This is a genomic window from Variovorax sp. 10L426 (genome assembly GCF_056395305.1).
This window is the reverse complement of the sequence record NZ_JBFTJF010000004.1, coordinates 250,733-272,499: the sequence shown is the minus strand read 5'-3', so window position 1 is coordinate 272,499 and position 21,767 is coordinate 250,733. Positions and strand designations below refer to the sequence as shown.

The 21,767-nt window shown below is 62.5% G+C and carries 21 protein-coding genes; 10 read left to right on the top strand and 11 right to left on the bottom strand.

Annotation, left to right across the window (positions count from 1 at the left end; all coding sequences use genetic code 11):
- Positions 1–13: 13 nt before the first annotated feature.
- The 8 genes from AC1DHL_RS07950 to AC1DHL_RS07915 all read right to left on the bottom strand — a co-directional run bounded on the left by AC1DHL_RS07950 (position 14) and on the right by AC1DHL_RS07915 (position 7,927).
- Entirely contained in the window at positions 14–385 is a 372-nt protein-coding gene (locus tag AC1DHL_RS07950) for an integration host factor subunit alpha (RefSeq protein WP_478161614.1), read from the bottom strand.
- Entirely contained in the window at positions 382–2,817 is a 2,436-nt protein-coding gene (gene pheT, locus AC1DHL_RS07945; RefSeq protein ID WP_478161613.1) for a phenylalanine--tRNA ligase subunit beta, read from the bottom strand. Before pheT ends, AC1DHL_RS07950 begins: the two co-directional genes overlap by 4 nt.
- 19 nt (positions 2,818–2,836) lie before the next feature.
- Positions 2,837–3,913 carry a phenylalanine--tRNA ligase subunit alpha gene (pheS, locus tag AC1DHL_RS07940; protein ID WP_478097052.1) on the bottom strand — a complete coding sequence of 359 codons (1,077 nt, stop codon included), beginning with the start codon at positions 3,911–3,913 and terminating at the stop codon, positions 2,837–2,839.
- Between the two features lie 130 nt (positions 3,914–4,043).
- A complete protein-coding gene (rplT, locus tag AC1DHL_RS07935; RefSeq protein WP_028253492.1) occupies positions 4,044–4,403 on the bottom strand; it encodes a 50S ribosomal protein L20 in 360 nt (119 codons plus the stop codon).
- Between the two features lie 24 nt (positions 4,404–4,427).
- Entirely contained in the window at positions 4,428–4,631 is a 204-nt protein-coding gene (gene rpmI / locus AC1DHL_RS07930) for a 50S ribosomal protein L35 (RefSeq protein ID WP_028253491.1), read from the bottom strand.
- A 154-nt stretch (positions 4,632–4,785) separates the two neighbouring features.
- The gene (gene infC, locus AC1DHL_RS07925; RefSeq protein WP_478097526.1) at positions 4,786–5,397 is read right to left on the bottom strand and encodes a translation initiation factor IF-3; all 612 of its coding nucleotides are present in this window, start codon (positions 5,395–5,397) and stop codon (positions 4,786–4,788) included.
- 96 nt (positions 5,398–5,493) lie between these two features.
- A complete protein-coding gene (gene thrS, locus AC1DHL_RS07920; RefSeq protein ID WP_478097055.1) occupies positions 5,494–7,401 on the bottom strand; it encodes a threonine--tRNA ligase in 1,908 nt (635 codons plus the stop codon).
- A gap of 214 nt (positions 7,402–7,615) precedes the next feature.
- The gene (locus tag AC1DHL_RS07915; RefSeq protein WP_478097057.1) at positions 7,616–7,927 is read right to left on the bottom strand and encodes a putative quinol monooxygenase; all 312 of its coding nucleotides are present in this window, start codon (positions 7,925–7,927) and stop codon (positions 7,616–7,618) included.
- A 116-nt stretch (positions 7,928–8,043) separates the two neighbouring features.
- Between AC1DHL_RS07915 and AC1DHL_RS07910 the strand changes: the two genes are divergently transcribed.
- Positions 8,044–9,006 (top strand): GlxA family transcriptional regulator, encoded by a 963-nt coding sequence (locus tag AC1DHL_RS07910; protein WP_478161612.1) that lies wholly within the window; start codon positions 8,044–8,046, stop codon positions 9,004–9,006.
- 69 nt (positions 9,007–9,075) lie between these two features.
- Here the strand turns inward: AC1DHL_RS07910 and aceA are convergent, their stop codons facing one another.
- Together aceA and AC1DHL_RS07900 are read right to left on the bottom strand one after the other, a co-directional pair.
- Positions 9,076–10,407 (bottom strand): isocitrate lyase, encoded by a 1,332-nt coding sequence (aceA, locus tag AC1DHL_RS07905; RefSeq protein WP_478097061.1) that lies wholly within the window; start codon positions 10,405–10,407, stop codon positions 9,076–9,078.
- Between the two features lie 244 nt (positions 10,408–10,651).
- Positions 10,652–11,047, bottom strand: coding sequence for a gamma-glutamylcyclotransferase family protein (locus tag AC1DHL_RS07900; RefSeq protein ID WP_478161611.1), 396 nt, complete (start codon positions 11,045–11,047; stop codon positions 10,652–10,654).
- 91 nt (positions 11,048–11,138) lie between these two features.
- Here AC1DHL_RS07900 and AC1DHL_RS07895 point away from each other — a divergent pair, with 91 nt between their 5' ends.
- Positions 11,139–12,005 carry a DMT family transporter gene (locus AC1DHL_RS07895; RefSeq protein WP_478161610.1) on the top strand — a complete coding sequence of 289 codons (867 nt, stop codon included), beginning with the start codon at positions 11,139–11,141 and terminating at the stop codon, positions 12,003–12,005.
- Between the two features lie 183 nt (positions 12,006–12,188).
- Positions 12,189–12,608, top strand: coding sequence for an SWIB/MDM2 domain-containing protein (locus AC1DHL_RS07890; protein WP_478097067.1), 420 nt, complete (start codon positions 12,189–12,191; stop codon positions 12,606–12,608).
- A gap of 78 nt (positions 12,609–12,686) precedes the next feature.
- Here AC1DHL_RS07890 and AC1DHL_RS07885 read toward each other — a convergent pair whose 3' ends face one another.
- Positions 12,687–14,405 (bottom strand): thiamine pyrophosphate-binding protein, encoded by a 1,719-nt coding sequence (locus AC1DHL_RS07885; protein ID WP_478161609.1) that lies wholly within the window; start codon positions 14,403–14,405, stop codon positions 12,687–12,689.
- 96 nt (positions 14,406–14,501) lie between these two features.
- On the opposite strand from AC1DHL_RS07885, the gene AC1DHL_RS07880 reads away from it, so the two are divergent.
- The 7 genes from AC1DHL_RS07880 (at position 14,502) to AC1DHL_RS07850 (ending at position 21,765) form a co-directional block, all read left to right on the top strand.
- Positions 14,502–15,155, top strand: a complete 654-nt coding sequence (locus tag AC1DHL_RS07880) for a TetR/AcrR family transcriptional regulator (RefSeq protein WP_478161608.1) — start codon at positions 14,502–14,504, stop codon at positions 15,153–15,155.
- Between the two features lie 105 nt (positions 15,156–15,260).
- Positions 15,261–16,034 (top strand): ABC transporter permease, encoded by a 774-nt coding sequence (locus AC1DHL_RS07875; protein WP_478097073.1) that lies wholly within the window; start codon positions 15,261–15,263, stop codon positions 16,032–16,034.
- Between the two features lie 34 nt (positions 16,035–16,068).
- Entirely contained in the window at positions 16,069–17,070 is a 1,002-nt protein-coding gene (locus tag AC1DHL_RS07870; protein ID WP_478097075.1) for an ABC transporter substrate-binding protein, read from the top strand.
- 65 nt (positions 17,071–17,135) lie between these two features.
- Entirely contained in the window at positions 17,136–17,918 is a 783-nt protein-coding gene (locus AC1DHL_RS07865) for an ABC transporter ATP-binding protein (protein WP_478161607.1), read from the top strand.
- Positions 17,919–17,996: 78 nt separating this feature from the next.
- The gene (locus AC1DHL_RS07860; RefSeq protein WP_478161606.1) at positions 17,997–19,367 is read left to right on the top strand and encodes an enolase C-terminal domain-like protein; all 1,371 of its coding nucleotides are present in this window, start codon (positions 17,997–17,999) and stop codon (positions 19,365–19,367) included.
- Between the two features lie 38 nt (positions 19,368–19,405).
- Positions 19,406–20,569, top strand: coding sequence for a Gfo/Idh/MocA family protein (locus AC1DHL_RS07855; protein WP_478161605.1), 1,164 nt, complete (start codon positions 19,406–19,408; stop codon positions 20,567–20,569).
- Positions 20,570–20,577: 8 nt separating this feature from the next.
- A complete protein-coding gene (locus AC1DHL_RS07850; protein WP_478161604.1) occupies positions 20,578–21,765 on the top strand; it encodes a dihydrodipicolinate synthase family protein in 1,188 nt (395 codons plus the stop codon).
- Positions 21,766–21,767 lie beyond the last annotated feature (2 nt).

The following is a 21,767-nucleotide window of genomic DNA, read 5'->3' as shown; positions in this document are numbered from 1 at the left end:
CGGCGCCAAGCCCTTATTCGGAGCCAAGGCTCCATTCGACTTCCTGCGGTGCATCTTCGGCGATGCTTCCGTGGATTTGTTCCTTCAGCTTGGCGCTCGCATGAAAAGTCGCCACCCTGCGCTCACCGATTGGAATGGCCTCTCCGGTGCGCGGATTGCGCCCCGGCCGTGGCGCCTTGACTCGAATCTGGAAATTGCCGAAGCCCGAAATCTTGACGTCCGTGCCTTCAATAAGGCTGTTGGCAATCAGGTCGAAGAAGGCCTCGACCATGTCCTTGGACTCGCGCTTGTTCAAGCCGATCTGCTCGAACAGCAGATCGGCCAGATGCGCCTTGGTGAGCGCCGGTGTTTCAAGGGCTTCGAGCGTGAATTCCATGGCGTTCATACCCGCAGGCGCGCGCCGAGCCGAGCACCGAGTTGATCGACGATCGCGCGTACCGCCGCTTCGACCTGCTCATCGGTCAACGTCGCTGCGTCGCTGTTGAAGCTGAGTCGCACCGCCATGCTCTTCTCACCTTGCGCAAGTCCACCGGCGGCGACGGACCCGTCGCGGGCGATGGTCGGGCGGTAGATGTCGAAGAGCGTGAGTTCACGCAAAAGACCGGGATCCGATGCGGCCCGGATCGCGCTCATCAGCGCACCGTGGGTGACCGCCTCGGAGACCACGACCGCGATATCGCGTTCGACGACCTGGTGCTTGGCCACCGGCTGCGCCTCAGGCACCGGTCGCGCGGTGACGGAATCGAGATCGAGTTCAAACAGCACCGGCGCATGCGCAAAGTCCCACTTCTGACGCCAACGTGGATGCAGTTCTCCGATCACTCCGACGGAATGGCCATCCAGCAGCACGCGCGCGGCACGCCCCGGATGCAGCGCGGGATGCTCGGCGGGCTCGAACGTCGCGACGCGCGGCGCCAGCAGCGCTTCGACGTCGCCCTTGATGTCAAAGAAATCGGAACGATGCGCCTTGCCCTCCCAACGTGCATCTTCAGCATCGCCCCAGGCCAAGCCCGCCACGCGCATCGGCTGCCGGATACCCTTGACGGTGCTGTCGGTCGTGGAGACGGCATCGTCGCGCATGAAGACACGGCCCAACTCGAAAACGCGCGCCCGCGGCGCCTTGCGGTCGAGGTTGAACTTCAGAACCTGCAGCAGTGAACCGATCAGCGAAGAACGCATGACGCTCATCTGACTGGCAATCGGATTCAGAAGTTTGATCGGGTTGGCGTTGCCCGCAAGGTCTTGTTCCCAATGGGCTTCGACGAAACTGAAGTTGATCGTCTCCTGATAGCCCAATGCGGCCAGACGCTGCCGCACGGCGGAACCGCTGCGCTGTGCCTCGGGCCGTGCGCGGGCGGTGATCGGTGCCAGCGGCGGCGTTGTGGGAAGGTTGTTGTAGCCGATGAGGCGAGCGACCTCTTCGATCAAGTCTTCCTCAATCAGCAGATCGAAACGGTGCGGCGGCGGCGTGACGATCAATGTGCCGTCACCTTCCTCCATTGGCAGAGCAAGGCGGCGCAAGGCACCCGCGCATTGCGCTTGCGTGAGCGGCATGCCGATCACCCGCGCCGCGCGCGCTGTGCGCAGGGTCACAGGCTTGGCTTCCGGCAGACGCAAGATCTGGTCATCGATCGGACCGGCTTCGCCGCCGCAGATGTCGGTGACCAACTGCGTGATCCGTTCGATGATCTGCACCGTGCGGCTCGGGTCCACGCCCCGCTCGAAACGATGACCCGCGTCGGTCGAGAAATTGAACCTACGCGAACGCCCCTGAATGCTCTCAGGCCACCAGAAGGCGGCTTCGAGATAGATGTTGCGCGTATCGTCCGATACGGCCGTCGCATCACCGCCCATGATGCCGGCGAGCGACTCGACCTCGCGCTCGTCGGCGATGACGCCGACTTTCTCGTCGACTGTGACGGTATTTCCGTTGAGCAACTTCAGTTGCTCGCCCGGCTTGCCCCAGCGCACGGTCAGTCCGCCGTGAATCTTGTCCAGGTCGAAGATGTGGGTCGGCTGCCCGTACTCGAACATCACGTAGTTCGAAATGTCGACCAGCGGCGAGACGCTGCGCTGCCCGCAACGGGCCAGCCGGTCGACCATCCATGCGGGAGTGGTGACCTTGGTATCGACGCCGCGGACGACGCGACCGGAGAAACGGCCGCACAGTTCGGGCGCCTCGATCTTGACGGCGAGCTTGTCGGAGACGGTTGCTGCCGCAGGTGCGATCATCGGCGTCTTGAGCGGTGCACCCGTCAAGGCAGCCAGTTCGCGCGCAATGCCGTAGACGCTGAGGCCATGCGCAAGATTTGGCGTCAACTTGAGCGTGAGCAACGCATCGTCAAGCTTCAAGACCTCGCGCACGTCGGTGCCCACCGGGGCATCCGCCGCCAATTCAAGCAGGCCGCCGTGGTCTTCGTTGAGCTTCAATTCGCGGGCCGAGCACAGCATGCCCTGGCTCTCGACGCCGCGCAGCTGGCCGAGCTTGATGAGAAAAGGCTTTCCATCTTCGCCCGGCGGGAGCTCGGCCCCGACCAGCGCCAATGGCACCTTGATGCCGACGCGGGCGTTGGGTGCGCCGCAAACAATGTTCAGCAGGGCACCCTGCCCGGCATCGACCTGGCAAACGCGCAGCCGGTCGGCGTTCGGGTGCTGAACCGCTTCCTTGATCTCGCCGACAACGACCTTGGTGAAAGGCGGCGCGGCGGGCCGACGTTCTTCAACCTCGAAGCCGCCCATCGTGAGCGTCTCGGCCAGTTCGGCGCTACTGAGCGGCGGGTTGCAGAACTCGCGCAACCAGGACTCGGGAAATTGCATCTCGTCGTTCTCGTTCTGTTTACTGGAATTGGCGCAAGAAGCGCAGGTCGCCGTCGAAGAAATGGCGCAGGTCGTTGACGCCGTATCGCAGCATCGTCAGTCGATCGGGCCCCATCCCGAAGGCGAAACCGATGTAGCGCTCGGGGTCCAGACCCATGTTGCGAACGACGTTCGGATGCACTTGCCCCGACCCTGCGACTTCGAGCCACCGGCCGGCGAGCGGACCGCTCTGGAACTGGATATCGATCTCGGCACTGGGCTCGGTGAATGGAAAGAAGCTGGGCCGGAAACGCAGCACCAGATCGTCGCTCTCGAAGAAGGTGCGGCAGAAATCCGTGAATACGACCTTGAGATCCTTGAAGCTCACGTTCTCACCGAGCCACAGGCCCTCGCACTGGTGGAACATGGGTGAGTGCGTCGCGTCGCTGTCGACGCGATAGGTGCGTCCGGGCGCAATCACGCGAATTTCGGGTGCCTTGATCGAGCCGGTGGCGTCCGCCGCTGCAGCCTCGAACTGCGCAGCGTATTTCTTGATGTGCTGATGCGCGTAGCGGACCTGCATCGGGCTCGTGTGCGGACGCAGGTTGTAGGGGATTCCGTCCTCACCGTTGATGTCGACATAAAACGTGTCCTGCATCGAACGGGCCGGATGGTTCGGCGGGTTGTTCAGCGAAGTGAAACTGTGCCAATCGCTTTCGATTTCAGGGCCGTCAGCGACGTCGAAGCCCATGCTCGAGAAGATCGCTTCGATGCGCTCCATGGTTCGACTGACGGGATGCAGACCGCCTGAGACGCGCTTGCGACCAGGCAAGGTCACGTCAAGCGCTTCGGCGCGGAGTTGCAATGCGAGTTCCTCGTCGGCGAGTTGCTGACGACGCTCAGCCAGAGCAGCCTCGATGGCCTGTTTGGCGACGTTGATCGCAGCACCACGAGATTTCTTCTCGTCAACGCTCAACGCAGCCATTCCTTTCATCAGCTCGGTGATGCGGCCAGCTTTGCCGAGAAATTGCGCCTTGGCGTTCTCCAGTTCGGCCGGAGCCGTCGCTTCGGCAAAGGTTGCGCGTGCGGTGTCGACCAGGGAGTCCAACTCGTTCATGAGGAATTCTTGGAGGGTGAAAGAGAAACAGGCCGGGGAACGACGAAAAAAGGGCTGGTGCCCTTTCAAGCGCCAGCCCTTATGCCGTGGGCGCAGGCCGCCATCATGGACGGTGACCTGCTGTGCGGAATCAAGCTGCCAGCTTGGCCTTGACCTGCTCCACGATGCCGGCAAAAGCGGCCTTGTCGTGCACGGCGATATCGGCGAGGACCTTGCGGTCGATTTCGATACCGGCCTTGCGGATGCCGTTGGCGAACTGGCTGTAAGTGAGGCCCAGTTCACGCGAAGCGGCGTTGATACGCGCAATCCACAGTTGGCGGAACACGCGCTTCTTGGTCCGACGGTCACGGTAGGCATATTGGCCAGCCTTCATCACCGCCTGCTTGGCGATGCGGAAGACATTGCCGCGGCGACCACGGAAACCCTTGGCGAGTGCGAGAACCTTCTTGTGGCGGGCGCGAGCCGTTACACCACGTTTGACGCGAGGCATGTGTGTACTCCTTGTTCGTCTGGGTTAGATGCCGCTGCCGGGCAACATAGCGGCCATTGAAACCATGTTGGTCTCATGCACTGCCGTTGCACCACGCAGGTGACGCTTGTTCTTGGTGGTCTTCTTCGTCAGGATGTGACGCTTGAAGGCTTGACCGCGCTTGACGGTGCCACCTGGACGAACGCGGAAGCGCTTTTTCGCGCTGCTCTTGGTCTTCATTTTGGGCATGTAAATGCTCCTTTTGTTTGTGCTCGTGAGGCGCCGCGGATACTCCGCGGGCTTGTTGGCCCCGAGACACTTCTACGTCCCGCCTCGCCTGTACCCTCAAGGTGCTGGCAAAGACGAAATCCCTTCAAAAACTTCTTGCGACTCGCAGTGAAGCCTATGCTGCGGCAGGTGCCGTCGTCGGCTCTGTCGCAGGCTTTGCCGCTCCGCCCGCCTTCTTGCGGCCCGGGGCGATCATCATGATCATCTGCCGGCCTTCCAACTTCGGGAACTGCTCGACGAGGATCAGATCGCCAAGCTCATCGCGAATGCGCTGCAACAGCGCCAAGCCAAGTTCCTGGTGCGTGATTTCCCGACCGCGGAAGCGAAGCGTGATCTTGCACTTGTCACCGTCTTCCAGGAAGCGACGGATGTTGCGCATCTTGATGTTGTAGTCGCCGTCGTCGGTTCCCGGGCGGAATTTGATTTCCTTGACCTCGATGACCTTCTGCTTCGATTTCGCTTCGGCCGCCTTCTTCTGCTCGTGGTATTTGAACTTGCCGTACTCGATCAGACGGCAAACCGGCGGATTGGCCGCTGCGACGACTTCCACCAAATCCACATCCTGCTCGCCGGCAAGGCGCAACGCCTCGGCAAGACTCACGACACCCAATTGCTCGTTGTCGGGCCCGATCAGGCGGACTTCCGGGGCCATGATTTCCCGGTTCAGGCGGTGTTGGCGTTCCTCGCGGTGGCGGCGGTCGCGAAATGCAGTAGCGATGGTCAGAATCCTTTAAACAAATTGCTACAGAATGTAGCGATTGCCGTAGAGTTCACGCCCACAAGCAGCCTGATCGAAAAAATCAGCCTTTGAACTCTTTCCAATTCAAAGCTTGTGTTGGATGTCGTGAGCGATCTTTTGGGAGAACGCCTCTACCGACATGGCACCGAGATCAAGATTACCTCGGGCGCGCACTGCGACGGCTCCTGCTTCCTTCTCCTTGTCGCCTACGACCAGGATGTATGGGAGCTTTTGCAACGAATGCTTCCGTATTTTATACGTAATCTTCTCGTTGTGCAGATCAAGCGAAACTCTAAGCCCTTGATCTAGCAGCGTTTTCGCAACTTGAGACGCGTACTCCGCTTGTCCCTCGCTGATATTGAGGACTGCGACCTGTACCGGTGCGAGCCAGGCTGGCAATGCGCCCGCATGGTGTTCGATCAGCATGCCAATGAAACGCTCCAGGCTCCCGACGATCGCGCGATGAAGCATCACCGGATAGGCCCGCTCACTCGTCTCCGTCACATACTCCCCGCCGAGGCGCTCGGCCGTGTTGAAGTCGACCTGCATCGTTCCGCACTGCCATTGCCGCCCGATGGCGTCCTTGAGCGTGTACTCGATCTTCGGCCCGTAGAACGCACCTTCGCCAGGCGAAATGACGAAGTCCACGCCTGAGCGACGCAGCGCTTCCATGACTGCAAACTCTGCCTTGTCCCATAACTCGTCCGAACCGACGCGGTTGTCGGGCCGCGTCGCGACCTTGTAGAGAATGTCCGTGAAGCCGAAGTCCGCATAGACCTTCTGCAGTTGCGCCGTATACGCGACGCACTCCTCGAGGATCTGGTCCTCCGTGCAGAAGACGTGACCATCGTCCTGCGTGAACCCGCGTACACGCATGATGCCGTGCAACGCACCGCTCGGCTCGTTGCGATGGCATTGACCGAACTCGCCGTAGCGCAGCGGCAGATCGCGGTAGCTCCGCAGGTCAGACTTGAAGATGAGCACATGACCGGGGCAGTTCATCGGCTTGAGCGCGTACTCGCGCTTCTCCGATTCCGTCGTGAACATGTTTTCGCGGTAGTTCTGCCAGTGGCCCGTTTTCTCCCACAGGCTCTTGTCCAGGATTTGCGGTCCCTTGACCTCCTGGTAGCCCGTGTCGCGGTACACCCGGCGCATGTACTGCTCGACTTGCTGCCAAATGGCCCAGCCCTTCGGATGCCAGAACACCACCCCTGGCGCCGCCTCATCGATGTGGAACAGGTCGAGCTCCTTTCCGAGGCGGCGATGGTCGCGTTTCTCGGCTTCCTCGATGCGGCGGATGTAGTCGTCGAGTTGCTTCTTGTCGGCCCAAGCTGTCCCGTAGATGCGCTGCAGTTGCTCGTTCTTCGCATCGCCGCGCCAATAGGCACCGGCGAGCTTCGTCAGCTTGAAGACCTTGAGGAATCGCGTGTTGGGCACGTGCGGGCCGCGGCACATGTCGACGTACTCCTGGTGGTAGTACAAGCCCATCGCCTTCTCGTCAGGCATGTCTTCCACCAGCCGCAGCTTGTAGTCCTCACCGCGGGACTTGAACACCGAGATGACTTCATCGCGCGGCGTCATCTTCTTGATCACGTCGTAGTCCTGCGCGATCAGTTGCCGCATGCGCGCCTCGATCGCTTCCATGTCTTCCGGCGTGAAGGGGCGCTCGTAGGAGATGTCGTAATAGAAGCCCTCATCGATGACCGGGCCAATCACCATCTTCGCCGTCGGATAGAGCTGCTTCACTGCATGGCCGACGAGGTGGGCCGTCGAGTGCCGGATGATCTCCAGTCCTTCTTCGTCTTTCGGCGTGATGATCTGCAACTTTGCGTCATGGTCGATCACGTCGCTCGCATCGACCAGACGGCCGTCGACCTTGCCGGCGAGGGTCATCTTCGCAAGCCCGGGACCGATGGATTTGGCGACGTCGGCCACCGAAACCGGGCCAGGGAACTCGCGGCGCGAGTTGTCGGGGAGCGTGATCTGGATCATGAAAAAACCTCGGCGAAAAACAAAAAAGCGCGGTCCTGGACCGCGCTTGGCTTGGTTGATGTGCCGGAGATTTCCGGCATGCGCGGCCTACCGGCCTCTTCCCTGAAGGAAAAGGCCGCTGATTCCTTGCGGCGTAGTTCGCGGTGTCATAACCAAAATGCCTTTCTCGCTCTTGTTGGTGCTGGACGAAGCTGGTGATTCTATCCTCGGCAACTCAGGATGCGGGGGCCGCGTTCTTGAGCCCGAGTACGTCGATCGACTCGATGGACGGAGCCTTGGCGAAGAGGTCCGGCGCCTTCGCCATGAGCGCCTTCGCGATCGGTCCGCTGAGATGCGCCTGCCGGCCGGCCTCGTCTTCGAATGCGTCGAAGATGCCGAAGGTCGTGGGGGAAAGCCGCAGAGCGAACCAGATCGGCGTCGTCTTCTCATCGCGAGCCATCGCCAGTCCGGCCTCGAGGAACTGCTGGACTTCGGCCTCCTTGCCCGGCTTGGCTTCGAGACGGGCGAACAGTGCGTACTTGATCATGATGTGGGACTCCAGTGAATACGGCTGCGCGAGATTGCGCCGACCGACGAGCACTCTAGGCTTCACGGCGGATCTGCCCTATTGGCATTTTTGACATCTTTGATATTGTTATTGCCATGAAGATTCATGTGCTCGCCCTGGATGGCGCGTTCGACACGGGCCTTGCCACGGTGCTGGATGTCTTTACCACTGCCAACGAACTGGCCGGGATGTTGGGAATCGGCGAAGCGCGCTTCGACGTCTCAGTCGTCGGTATGCGGAAGAGCGTACATACATCCCAAGGACTGCGCGTACCGGTCAAGTCGCTCGCCGAGTGCGGTGATCCGGACTGGTTCGTCATTCCCGCCATCGGCGAGAAGATGGCAGAAGGTCTCCAGGTCGCGCTGCGCCGCCGAGACATCGCGGATGCTGCAGCCATCTTGCGCAAAAAATCCGAGCGTGGAACACGATTCGCGGCCGCGTGCATCGGCACCTTTGTCCTGGCCGAATCCGGCCTTCTCGATCACCAGCGAGCAACGACCACCTGGTGGCTGTCGTCGTTGTTCCGCCAGCGCTACCCGACGGTGCGGCTCGACGAATCGCACATGCTCGTGAGTTCCGGCGCCTTCGTGACCGCCGGAGCCGCGTTGAGCCATGTAGACATGGCGCTGTTTCTCGTGCGCCAGGCGAGTCCTGAACTTGCCGCAATGGTCGCGAAATACCTCATCGTCGACTCCCGCCCTTCACAATCGGCCTACGTCATCACGGACCACCTGAGTCATTCGGACCCGACCGTCGAACGCTTCGAGCGCTGGGCGCGCGGGCGTCTCGCTGATGGGTTTTCGCTCGACGACGCAGCCTCCGCCGCCGGAACGAGCAAGCGCACTCTGGCGCGCCGGATGCGGCAGGTGCTCGGCAAATCACCGCTTTCCTACTTCCAGGATCTGCGCGTCGAGCGCGCCGTGCACCTGCTGAAGACGAGCGACAAGAGCCTCGAACAGATCGCGACCCTGGTGGGATACGCCGAAGGCGTGACGCTGCGCGCGCTGCTACGCCAACGTCTCGGCCGCGGCGTGCGCGACCTTCGCACGATCGAGTAACGGCACATGCAGACGAAAAAAATCCCCGCGGATCGCTCACGCGGGGATTTTGCTTGGGGTCGATTCAGATCAGTGGAACTGCTCTTCTTCGGTCGAACCGGTCAGCGCCTTCACGCTGGAAGAGCCGCCCTGGATCACGGTCGTCACGTCGTCGAAGTAGCCCGCGCCGACTTCCTGCTGGTGCGAGACGAAGGTATAGCCCTGCTCGCGCGCCGCGAATTCCGGCTCCTGGACCATTTCGACGTAGTGCTTCATGCCTTCGCCGTTCGCATAGGCATGCGCGAACTTGAAGGTGTTGTACCAGTTGATGTGGATGCCAGCGAGCGTGATGAACTGGTACTTATAGCCAAGCGCCGAGAGTTCGTCCTGGAACGCGGCGATGGTCTTGTCGTCGAGGTTCTTCCTCCAATTGAAGGAAGGCGAGCAGTTGTACGACAGCAGCTTGCCGGGGCTTGCGGCATGCACGGCCTGAGCGAACTCGCGCGCAAAACCGAGGTCAGGCGTACCGGTCTCGCACCACACGAGGTCGGCATAGGGCGCGTAGGCGACGCCGCGGCTGATGGCTTGCTCGAGGCCATTCTTCACGCGATAGAAACCTTCCTGGGTGCGCTCGCCGGTGAGGAAAGGCTTGTCGTTGGCGTCGTGATCGGACGTGATCAGGTTGGCTGCTTCGGCGTCCGTACGGGCCAGCACGATGGTCGAAACGCCCATCACGTCGGCAGCGAAACGCGCCGAGATCAACTTCTCGCAAGCTTCCTGGGTCGGAACCAGCACCTTGCCGCCCATGTGGCCGCACTTCTTCACTGCGGCGAGTTGGTCTTCGAAGTGGACGCCGGCGGCGCCCGCTGCGACCATGTTCTTCATCAGTTCGAAAGCGTTGAGCACGCCGCCGAAGCCGGCTTCCGCGTCAGCCACGATCGGCAGGAAGTAGTCGATGAACTCCTTGTCGCCGGGATTGACGCCACGCGACCATTGGATCTCGTCGGCGCGCTTGAAGGTGTTGTTGATCCGGCGCACCATGGTCGGCACCGAGTCGTACGCATAGAGCGACTGGTCCGGATACATGGTTTCCGAGGTGTTGCCATCGGCGGCGACTTGCCAGCCCGACAGATAGACGGCCTCGAGGCCGGCCTTTGCCTGCTGCATGGCCTGGCCGGCGGAGATGGCGCCGAAGGCGTTCACGTAGCCTTTCTTGGCGCCGCCGTTGATCTTCTCCCACAGCTTCTCGGCACCGCGGCGAGCCAGCGTGTGTTCGATCGGCAGCGAGCCGCGCAGGCGCACCACGTCTGCTGCGCTGTAACCGCGCTTGACGCCCTTCCAGCGGGGGTTGGTCGCCCAGTCTTTTTCGAGGGCGGCAATTTGCTGTTCGCGGCTGAGTTGTTCGGTAAGGGTCTGTGGCATGGTCACTCCGAGGGTTGATTAAGAGGGGGGCGCTTTCGCTGCCGTTGAGACCCACTGTACGTCAAGGTCTCCACTCTTATGTCTTATAGAAGACATATATTTGATCCAGCAAAATCAATGACTTACAGATCTTTTTCTCAATGCGAAATTATTTTTCTTGTATTGAGAAAAAATATTGCGGCGCAACACTTGGTCATTCCACCATGCGCAATCGATTTTTCGCGCATGAAAACATCGAAAGCGATCAACGCCCGAACCAATCCCCGCTCGCAATCACTGACCTCCCCGCAATGCGCTTGGGATGGATCTCATAGACGAGGCAAGGCAGTTGGCGTCCACCTGCCTCGACGAGGACTTCGCGCCTGACGTACTCGCCCGTGTCGTCCGACCGCACCTCCTCGAGCACATCCAATTGAGCTTCGAGGGCGGCCGTGATCCGATAAATCTCCCCCTTCACCCTTCCATCCCCGCCCAGCACTGCACCGGGATAGGCACCGAGGTCATACAGCGTGCCCGCGATTCGCGCATCCGCCACTCGCTCGGGCGCCGGCGTGAAGCGTGCGATGTCATTGCGGCCTCCGGCCCGGAGCGTGCCGTAGACGAACACGTAGCGAGACCTCGTGGCGGAATGCGGCATCATCGAATCAATCCTCTCTACGCCCTCCAGTCTATTGAACACCGCACTCCCGGCACCTCGCCGTCTTGTTGCCTACGGCTGCCTGGCCTTGAGCATGTCGCTCGTAGGCAGCTACGTCGCCCTCTCGAAACCGCTGGTCACTGCATTTCCTGTGCTGCTGCTCGCATGGATGCGCTTCGGCATCGCGGCGCTTGCCATGCCTCACTGGCTCCGGCGGCCTGCGGACGAGCCGCCCATGACGCGGCATACGCGCGGACTGGTCTTCCTCGAGTCGTTCCTGGGCAACTTCATGTTCTCGATCTGCATGCTCTTCGGTGTCAGCCTGACGAGCGCGGTGTCGGCCGGCGTCATCATGGCTTCGATTCCCGCCGTGGTCGCGATCGGCAGTTGGATGTTTCTGCGCGAGCGCGTCACCGTGCGGATCGGACTGGCGATCGCATGCGCGGCCTTCGGCATCGGACTGCTTGCGCTCGCGCCAGCGCAGGCCACGGCGCATGCGACCAACGCGTCGCCTGCCAGCATGCCGTGGCTTGGCAATTTGCTCGTCTTCGCTGCGGTGGTGTGCGAGGCCTCCTATGCAGTGATCGGCAAATCGCTGACGGGTCGCCTCGGGCCCAAGCGGATTTCGTCGCTGATCAACCTCTGGGGATTTGCACTCTCGACGCCGTTCGGGATCTGGTTCGCGCTGCACTTCGACTTCGGCGCAGTCTCCTTTGGCATCTGGGGCCTGCTGATCGTCTATGCACTCGCGGCGAGCATCTGGACCGTTTGGCTCTGGATGACGGGCCTCAAAGGCGTCCCCGCGTCGCAGGCAGGCGTCTTCACCGTGATGCTTCCGGTGAGCGCGGCGGTCGTCGGCGTGGTCGTCCTCGGAGAGGATCTGTCGATGCCGCAAGTCGTCGCATTCGCGCTTGCACTGCTCGGCGTGGTGCTCGCGACTTGGCCATCGCGTCGCGCCTGAAGGCATCTGTTGGTACCTCCTAGGGGAAACCACTGCGCTTCTCCCTCTGAAAAAACAACAACTCCCAATGAAAAAACCCCTTTTTCCCTTGGAAACGCGTTTCTTCTCCTTTAGCATCCGCAATGCCGATGGAGACACTGCTTTTCATTGGTGAAAGTGTCCAACCAAAAAAGGAAATCAACCATGGCAACTGCAAAGAAGGCTCCGGCCAAGAAAGCGCCGGCAAAGAAGGCTGCTCCTGCAAAGAAGGCAGCCGCACCGGCAAAGAAGGCTGCTCCTGCGAAGAAGGCAGCACCCGCCAAGAAGGCGGCTCCGGCCAAGAAGGCTGCTGCAAAGAAGGCTCCCGCGAAGAAGCGCACTCCCAACGCTGCGTTCATGAAGGCACTGACCCCCAGCCCGGCGCTCGCCGCCGTGGTCGGCTCGACGCCTCTGCCGCGCACCGCTGTCGTGAGCAAGCTGTGGGACTACATCAAGAAGAACAACCTTCAAGACAAGGCCAACAAGCGCAACATCAACGCCGACGCAAAGCTGAAGGAAATCTTCGGCAAGTCGCAAGTTTCGATGTTCGAACTGGCTGCGTTGATCGGCAAGCACGTCAAGTAAGGAAGCTTCTCGGGCGCCTCGCGCGCTTGAATAAAAAAGCCGGCATCCGCCGGCTTTTTTTTGTGTACGCGGAGGGACTCACCCCCTGGCCTGCGCGGCCTTTCTGATCGCACTCAACGTGCCACGCGTGGTGATCACCTCAGGATCCAGCGGGATCTCGATCAGCGTGCCCGTATCGGCCGCCAACGCGCGCATCAACGCACCCTCGAACTGCGCAGTTTCCGTCACGCGTTCCGCCGCGTAGCCGTAGGCTTTGGCCAGCGCGCAGAAGTCGGGGTTTCGCAAATCGGTGCCGCTCACCTTGGCGGGATATTCGCGCTCCTGGTGCATACGGATCGTGCCGAACATGCCGTTGTTGAGCAGGACGATGATGCTCTTGGCACCGTGCTGCGAAGCCGTGGCGAGCTCCTGCCCGGTCATGAGGAAATCGCCGTCGCCGGCGATCGTGAAGGCAACGCGGCCCGTCGCGAGGTTCGCAGCAATGCCGGCGGGCACGCCGTAGCCCATCGCCCCGCTGGTGGGCGCCAGCTGCGTCTTGGCGCCCTTTGCGAGCCCGTGATAGCGGAAGTAGCGATGCACCCAGCTCGCGAAGTTGCCCGCGCCGTTGGTGATCGCGGTGTCCGGCGGCAAGTGCTTCTGGAGCAGCCTGACGACGGTCACCATGTCGACGGCACCGCGCGGCGAGTCGGCCGGCAGGCCCGCAAGCGGCTGCGGCTCCAGGTTCGCGACGTAGTCGGCATGCGCTGCAACGGTCCAGGCCTCCCAAGGCAGTTCGGTCGGAGCGCTCAACACTTCCAGGCTGCGTGCGGCCGAACTCATGCCGGCGTTGATCGCCAGGTCGGCCTGATAGACGCGATTGAGCTCTTCCGCGCTGGCGTGAATGTGCACCAGGGTCTGCTTCGGCTTCGGCGCTTCGAGCAGCGTGTAGCCGCTGGTCGTCATCTCGCCGAGTCGCGGACCTATCGCGAGGATGAGATCGCTTTGCCGGACCCGATCGGCGAGCTTGTGGTTGATCGCGATGCCCACGTCGCCCGCATACAGCGGATGGTGGTTGTCAAAAGTGTCCTGAAAGCGGAACGCGTTGGCGACGGGCAGTCTCCAGTTCTCCGCGAAGCGCTGCAGCGCCTGGGCGGCCTGCGTTGTCCAGCCGCCGCCTCCGGCGATCACAAGCGGGCGCAGGGACTTCAACAGCAACTCGCGCAGAGTCCGCAAGGCTCCAGGGTCGCTCCAGGGCTCCACCGCCTCCACGCGCCGCAGGGGTCGCGCGGCAGTGGTTTTGCGCAACATGTCCTCAGGCAACACGACCACGACCGGGCCGGGACGCCCGTTCATCGCCGTCGCGAAGGCCCGTGCCACGTATTCAGGAATGCGCTCGGCATCGTCGATCCGCTCCACGCGCTTGGCGAAACCCTTGGTGCTGGGCCCGAAGAAGCTACCGTAGTCGACCTCCTGGAACGCCTCACGATCGCGGAAATCGCTGCCAACGTCGCCGACGAAGAGCACCATCGGCGTCGAGTCCTGGAACGCGTTGTGCACGCCGATCGATGCGTTGGTCGCTCCCGGCCCGCGCGTGACGAAACACACGCCCGGCCTTCCGGTGAGCTTGCCGTGCGCCTCCGCCATGAAGGCCGCGCCGCCTTCCTGACGATTCACGATGAATCGAATGCGCTCGCCGTAAGCATGAAAGCCGTCGAGCACGGCCAGGAAGCTTTCTCCAGGAACGCCAAAGGCCAGTTCGACCCCCTGCTCGACGAGGCACTCGACAATCAGGTGGCCCGCGGGTTGTGATGAGCTCATTTGCGACACGCCTCTTTTGCTGCAACAAGGTTGCGCGAATTATCCGCGCGCAACGCGCCGGCTTGCCTTAATTCCCCAATTGGTTAAATTCGTCGCATGCGCACGAAAGCCAGACACCACGCGCCCCACGAGCCACGTTCACGCGACGCCGACCGATCGCAGCAGGCCATCCTTGCATCGGCTCGCGACGAATTCGCCCAACACGGCCTCACCGGTGCGCGCATGGACAGCATTGCCGAGCGCGCAGGCCTGAACAAGCGGCTGATCTACTACTACTTCGGCAGCAAGGACGACCTCTTCCTGGCCGTGCTCGAAGGCACCTACGCCGACATCCGTCAGGCCGAACAGCGCTTGCACCTCGACGAGATCGAACCGGTCGAGGCGATCCGTCGGCTGATCTCGTTCACCTGGCACTACTACCTGGAGCATCCGGAGTTCATTACGCTGCTCAACAGCGAAAACCTCCATCGCGCCGAGCATCTCAAGCGCTCCGACCGCATCCAGGAGATGAACTCGCCGCTCGTCCAACTGCTCGACAACGTGCTGGAACGGGGCAAGCGCGACAACCTATTCCGGGCGGGAGTCGATCCGGTGCAGCTCTACATCTCTATCGCCTCACTCTGCTACTTCTACCTGTCGAACAACGACACGCTGTCGGCCGTCTTCGGCCGCAATCTGCGCGCCCCCAAAGCGATGGCGCAACGCCTTTCGCACATGACCGATCTGGTGCTCGGCTACGTTCTGCGCTGATACGGGTATCTCCTAGGCACGCGCTCGTTGCGCCGTCGCAAGTGGCTTTCTAGAATTGTTAATTCACTTATCGGTGAATTGAAAGCTCAACACACATCCTTGTCGATGCTTCGCAACCTTCTCCTCTCACCTGCGCTTCGGCCCTTTCTGCTCATCCTGATGCTGCTGGTGCTATGGGACCTCGCGATCCGCCTCTTCAAGGTCCCGGCCTACCTGATCCCTCCGCCGATTCAGGTCGTGCAGCAATTGATCGCCGAGTGGCCGCGCCTCATTGCCGAAAGCTGGAAGACCACGCTCGCCACGCTCGGCGGCTTTGCCTTGACGATCGTGATCGGCATCCCGATCGCGATGGTGATCGCCTACTCGCGGCTGGTGGAGTCCTACGTCTACCCGTTGCTGGTGTTCTCGCAGAGCATTCCGAAGGTCGCGATCGCGCCGCTGTTCGTCGTGTGGTTCGGCTTCGGCATCTTCCCGAAGGTCATCTCGGCCTTTCTGCTGGGCTTCTTCCCGGTGGTGGTATCGACCGTGATGGGTTTCAAGTCGGTCGAACCCGACATGCTGGACCTGGCCCGCTCCATGGGTGCGTCCCGCCTGCAGACTTTCTTCAAGATCAGCCTGCCGCAGGCGATGCCCGCGATCTTCAGCGGCCTCAAGGTGTCGGTCACGCTCGCCGTCGTCGGCGCGGTGGTCGGCGAATTCGTCGGCTCCAACTCGGGCATCGGCTATGTGCTGCAGGTTGCCAACGGCAACTTCGACCTGCCGTTGATGTTCGCCGCGCTGGTCGTGTTGTCGAGCATCGGCGTGATTCTTTTCGTGGCCGTCGATCTGGTCGAGCGGCTGATGATTCCGTGGCATGCCTCGCAGCGCCACGCCCAGTGAGTTCCATTGCAACCACTCTTCCCAGGAGACAACCATGAAGAAGATGCTCACCTCCCTCGTCGCCGGCGCCACCGCGGCGCTGGTCCTCGCCTTGACCCCTGCGCATGCGCAGAACAAGCCGCAGGACAAGGTCACGCTGATGCTCAACTGGTATCTCTACAGCGAGCACGCGCCGTTCTTCCTCGGCAAGGAGCGCGGCTACTACGCGGAAGAAGGCATCGACCTGGACATCCAGGAAGGCCGCGGTTCGGCCGTCACCGCGCAGGCCGTGGCCGCCAAGTCCGCGACCTTCGGCTACATCGACGTCACGACGATGATCAAGGCCGCCGCCAAAGGCGCGCCGCTGAAGTCGACCGGCGTGCTGTTCCAAGTCAGCCCGATGTCGGTCATGGGCTTCTCCGAGAAGAACATCAAGACGCCGAAGGACATCATCGGCAAGACCGTCGCCACCACGCCGGGCGACTCGATGTCGCAGATGTGGCCCCTCTTCCTGAAGGTCAACAACATCCAGCCGGACCAGGTCAAGATCGTGTCGGGTGATGCGCAGACCAAGCTCAACGCCGTGACCACCGGCCAGGCCGACTTGCTGCTCGGTTACGTGATGGACCAGGCCATCAAGCTCCAGGATGCCACCGGCAAGCCCGTCACGCCGATCCGGTTCGCCGATTCGGGTGTCAACCAGATCAGTTCCGGGATCATCGTCAACAAGAACCTGCTGACCGAGAACCCCGACCTCGTGAAGCGCTTCATGCGTGCCTCCACGCGCGCTGCCGAAGACGCCGAGAAAGATCCCGCCGCAGCCGTCGACGCCATGCTCAAGGCCAACCCGAAGGCCGGCGTGCGCGACACGCTCATCATCGGCATGAAGCAGAGCGTCGCGCTTTATCACACCAAGGACACGGCGAACCAGCGCCCCTACCGGGTCGCAATGAAGAACGTCAACGACTCGCTCGACCTGCTCGTGCAGTACGGCGGCATGGATGCAGCCACGCGCGGCAAGCCCGAAGACTATGTGACGCTCGACTTCCTGCCGTAGCCAGTTCACCCCAAAAAGCAGGTTCACTCCCAGGCTGCGCACTTACTCTGCCTTTTCCAAGATTCATGACTCCTGATGTTCTGATCGAAGCGCGCGGCGTCTCGAAGATCTACCAAAGCAAGGACGGCCCGGTCGAATCGCTGAAGCCTCTGGACTTCTCGATTCGCGAAGGGGAGTTCGTCTCCGTGGTCGGGCCGTCCGGCTGCGGCAAGAGCACGCTGCTGAAGATGGTGGCAGGGCTGCTGCCGATCAGCGGTGGGACGCTCTCGCTCGCAGGCCACCCGATCAAGGGGCCGCAGAAGGACGTGGGCATCGTCTTCCAGAGCGCGGTGCTTCTGGCGTGGCGCAGCGTCGAAGACAACATCCTCCTGCAGGCGGAGATCCGGCATCTGCCGAAGGCCGCGGCACGCGAGCGCGCGCGTGAACTGATGAAAATGGCCGGGCTCACCGGATTCGAGAACAAGTACCCCTGGCAGCTCTCCGGCGGCATGCAGCAGCGCGCATCGATCTGCCGCGCGCTGCTGCACGATCCCTCCGTGCTGCTGATGGACGAGCCCTTCGGTGCGCTCGACGCGATGACGCGCGAGAAGATGAATCTCGAACTCCAGCGCATCTGGTCCGCCTCGAAGAAGACGGTGCTGCTGATCACGCACAGCATTCCCGAAGCGATCTTTCTGTCGGATCGCGTGATCGTGATGAGCGAGCGTCCTGGCTCGATTGCCGCGATCTACGACATCGACTTGCCGCGCCCACGCCCGTTGGACGTGATGGGCACCGAGCGCTTTGCCGCCTACGCCCGCACCTTGCGCGCGCATTTCTTCGCGCAAGGCCACCTGGACGCGCACTGAGGCTTCGCCGTGCCTGCCGCGACCCTCTCCTCCTCGCCGCCCGTGCGCGTGCTAGCCGTTGAATTTGGGGTTCGGCCGATGACGCTTCGGCTGCCGTTCAAGTTTGGCGCGGTGACACTCACGCGTTGTCCGCAGGTGTTTGTGCGCGCCACAGTCGACTGCGGCGCGCACGGCACGACCGAGGGCCTTGCGGCAGAGCTGATGGTGCCGCGCTGGTTCGACAAACGGCCGGACCAGACCCAGGCGGACAACGTCCTTCACCTTCGGCAGGCACTGGAAGCCGCCGCCGATGCCTACACGGCAGCCGAGGCAGCTCCTGCATTCGCGCTTTTCGCTCGGCACTATGAATCCTTGATGGCACGCGGCGCGGCGTTGGGTCATACGGCACTCTCGACCGCCTTCGGCCAAGCCGTGATGGACCGTGCAGTCCTCGACGCGCTATGTCGCGCGACGCAGGTGTCGGTCTACACCGCGATGCAGCGCAACATGGTCGGCATCGCCGACACGCCACTGATGGATGACCTCCGCAGCTGGGACTGGAACGGCTGGCTCGCGAATCGCGCGCCTGCGGACCATCTGCAGGCGCGCCATACCATCGGCCTGCTCGATGTCCTCGAAGGCAATGCGGAGGACGCGGTGGGTCTGCCCGTCAGCCTGCCGGCCGTGGTGCGGCGCTATGGCCATCGCTACTTCAAGATCAAGCTGGGCGGCAATCCCGACGCCGACCTCCAGCGGCTCGACGCCGTGCTTGCGGCACTCGACACCATCGCGCCCTGCCATCGTTTCACCCTTGATGGCAACGAGCAATACGCCGATGCGCACGCACTGCGCGCACTCTGCGATGGCCTGCGTCTGTTGCCGCGGCTTGCCGCCAGACCCGAAGCGCTGCTCTATCTGGAGCAACCCCTGCCGCGCGACGGCAGCATGGACCCGGCGCTGCGCGAATTGCGGACACCTGCGCCGCTCCTGCTCGACGAAGCGGATGGGACGCTCGACGCATTCCCCACTGGCCGTGCGCACGGATGGCGCGGTGTGTCGAGCAAGGCCTGCAAAGGCTTCTACAAGGCAGTCATCAATCGCGCACGTTGCGACCGATGGAATTCCATCAATGCTGTCGGACGCTATTTCATGTCCGCCGAAGACCTGACTTGCCAGGCCGGGCTGGCGGTCCAGCAGGACCTGGCGCTCGCTTCGCTGCTCGGCCTGCAGCACTGTGAACGAAACGGCCACCACTACGTCGACGGCTTTGGAAGTGCGCCAGCAGATGAGCAGGCCGCTTTCGCCGCCGCACACGGCGACCTCTACGAAACCACCGCCGGCAGGCCTCGCCTGGCCATCCGCGATGGCCGGATCGCGATCGGTACGCTGGCGCAGCCCGGCTTCGCCCACACCGCCGTCCCCGATTTCGCCAGCCTGCAACCCCTCTCGCAAGCGTCCACATTCGTCTAGACGCCCGCGCTCACCCCTCACTTACAGCGGAGAACACCATGACAACACAACGACTCGGAATCATCATGCACGGCGTCACGGGGCGCATGGGCACGAACCAGCACCTGATCCGCTCCATCGTCGCCATCCGGGCACAAGGCGGCGTGACGCTGTCCAACGGCGACAAGGTCATGCCCGACCCGATCCTGATCGGACGCAACGCCGAGAAGATCGAAGCACTGGCCAAGGCCTACGGCATCGCGCGCTGGGGCACCGACCTCGACCGCGCGCTGGAGAACAAGGACGACACCATCTTCTTCGACGCAGGCACCACGCAGATGCGCCCCGCCCTGCTGGCCAAGGCCATCCGTGCCGGCAAGCACGTCTATTGCGAAAAGCCGATCGCGACCAACCTGAACGAAGCCGTCGAAATCGCCCGCCTTGCCGAAGGTTCCGGCCTCAAGCACGGCGCGGTGCAAGACAAGCTCTTCCTGCCCGGCCTGCGCAAGCTCGACATGCTGCGCCGCGCAGGCTTCTTCGGCCGCATGCTCTCGGTGCGGCTCGAATTCGGCTACTGGGTGTTCGAAGGCGACTTGCAACCCATCCAGCGCCCGTCGTGGAACTACCGCAAGGAAGACGGCGGCGGGATGATCCTGGACATGATGTGCCACTGGCGCTATGTGCTGGACAACCTGTTCGGCGAAGTCAAGTCCGTGTCCTGTCTCGGGACCACCCACATCCCGAAGCGCTGGGACGAAGAGGGCAAGCCCTACGAGGCCACCGCCGACGATGCGGCCTACGCGACCTGCCAGCTCAAGGGCCACAACGGTGAGCCAGTGATCGCCCAGATCAACATGAGCTGGGTCACGCGCGTGCGGCGCGACGATCTCGTCACCTTCCATGTGGATGGCACCGACGGCTCGGCTGTCGCGGGCCTGTCGTCGTGCCGCGCACAATCGCGCGTTGCGACGCCACGCCCCGTCTGGAACCCGGACGAGAAGCAGACCATGAACTTCTTCGACCAGTGGCAGGAGATTCCGGATTCGCAGGTCTACGACAACGGCTTCAAGATCCAGTGGGAACACTTCATCCGCCATGTCGTGGAAAACGCGCCCTACAAGTGGACGCTGCCGGAAGGCGCCAAGGGTGTGCAGCTTGTCGAGGCTGCGCTCGAAAGCTGGAAGGACCGCCGCTGGGTCGACGTGCCCGAACTCAGGATCTGAGTCTTGCCATGGCCCTCGCACTCACCCTCCCCACGGCGAGCGGCTCGCTCGCGCCCTACGCGCTGCGCGGAAGCACGCCCGTCAAGCCGCCGGCGGGCGTCACGTTCGATCGCATCGCCTATTCGGCTGCGCACGTCGTGGCCGATCCCAAGGCATCCATCGACCCGTGGCTGCAATGCGCAGTCGACTGGGATGCCACCATCGACTACCGCCGCCGTCTTTGGGCGCTGGGTCTCGGCGTGGCCGAAGCGATGGACACCGCACAGCGCGGCATGGGCCTGGATTGGCCGACATCGCTCGAGCTGATCCGCCGCTCGCTCGAAGCCGCGAAGCACGTGCCGGGCGCGCTGATCGCTTCCGGCTGCGGCACCGATCACCTGGACATCGACAAGGTCAAGACCACTGACGACGTTATCCGCGGCTACGAGGAGCAGATGGCCGCAATCGAGGCACTCGGCGGCAAGCTGATCGTGATGGCGAGCCGTGCGCTCGCCCGCGTCGCAAAAGGGCCGGCAGACTACGAGCGCGTCTACGACCGCATCCTCAGTCAGGCCAGGCAACCCGTCGTGCTGCATTGGCTCGGCGACATGTTCGATCCGGCGCTCGCCGGCTACTGGGGCACGGCGGACATCGACCGCGCGATGGACACGGCGCTCGGCATCATTGCGGCGCATCCGGACAAGGTCGATGGCATCAAGATCTCCCTGCTCGACAAGGACAAGGAAATCGCGATGCGCCGCCGCCTGCCGCCGGGCGTTCGCATGTACACCGGCGACGACTTCAACTACGCCGAGCTGATCGCGGGCGACGGACACGGTAGCGAACCGACACACGGCAAGAGCGATGCGCTGCTCGGCATCTTCGACGCGATCGCACCGGCCGCCAGCGCCGCGCTCGGCGAACTCGCGCTCGGCAACGTCGATAAGTTCCATTCGATCCTCGGACCGACAGTGCCGCTGTCGCGTCACATCTTTGCGGCGCCGACGCGCTTCTACAAGACCGGCGTGGTCTTCATGGCATGGCTCAACGGCCATCAGAGCCATTTCACGATGGTCGGCGGACAGCAGAGCACGCGCTCCCTGCCGCATCTCGCTGAACTCTTCCGGCTGGCCGACGCGGCGAATCTGATGGAGCAGCCGGAACTGGCGGTTCGGCGCATGAAGACACTGCTGGCCCTGCACGGTGTCGAAGGCTGAAC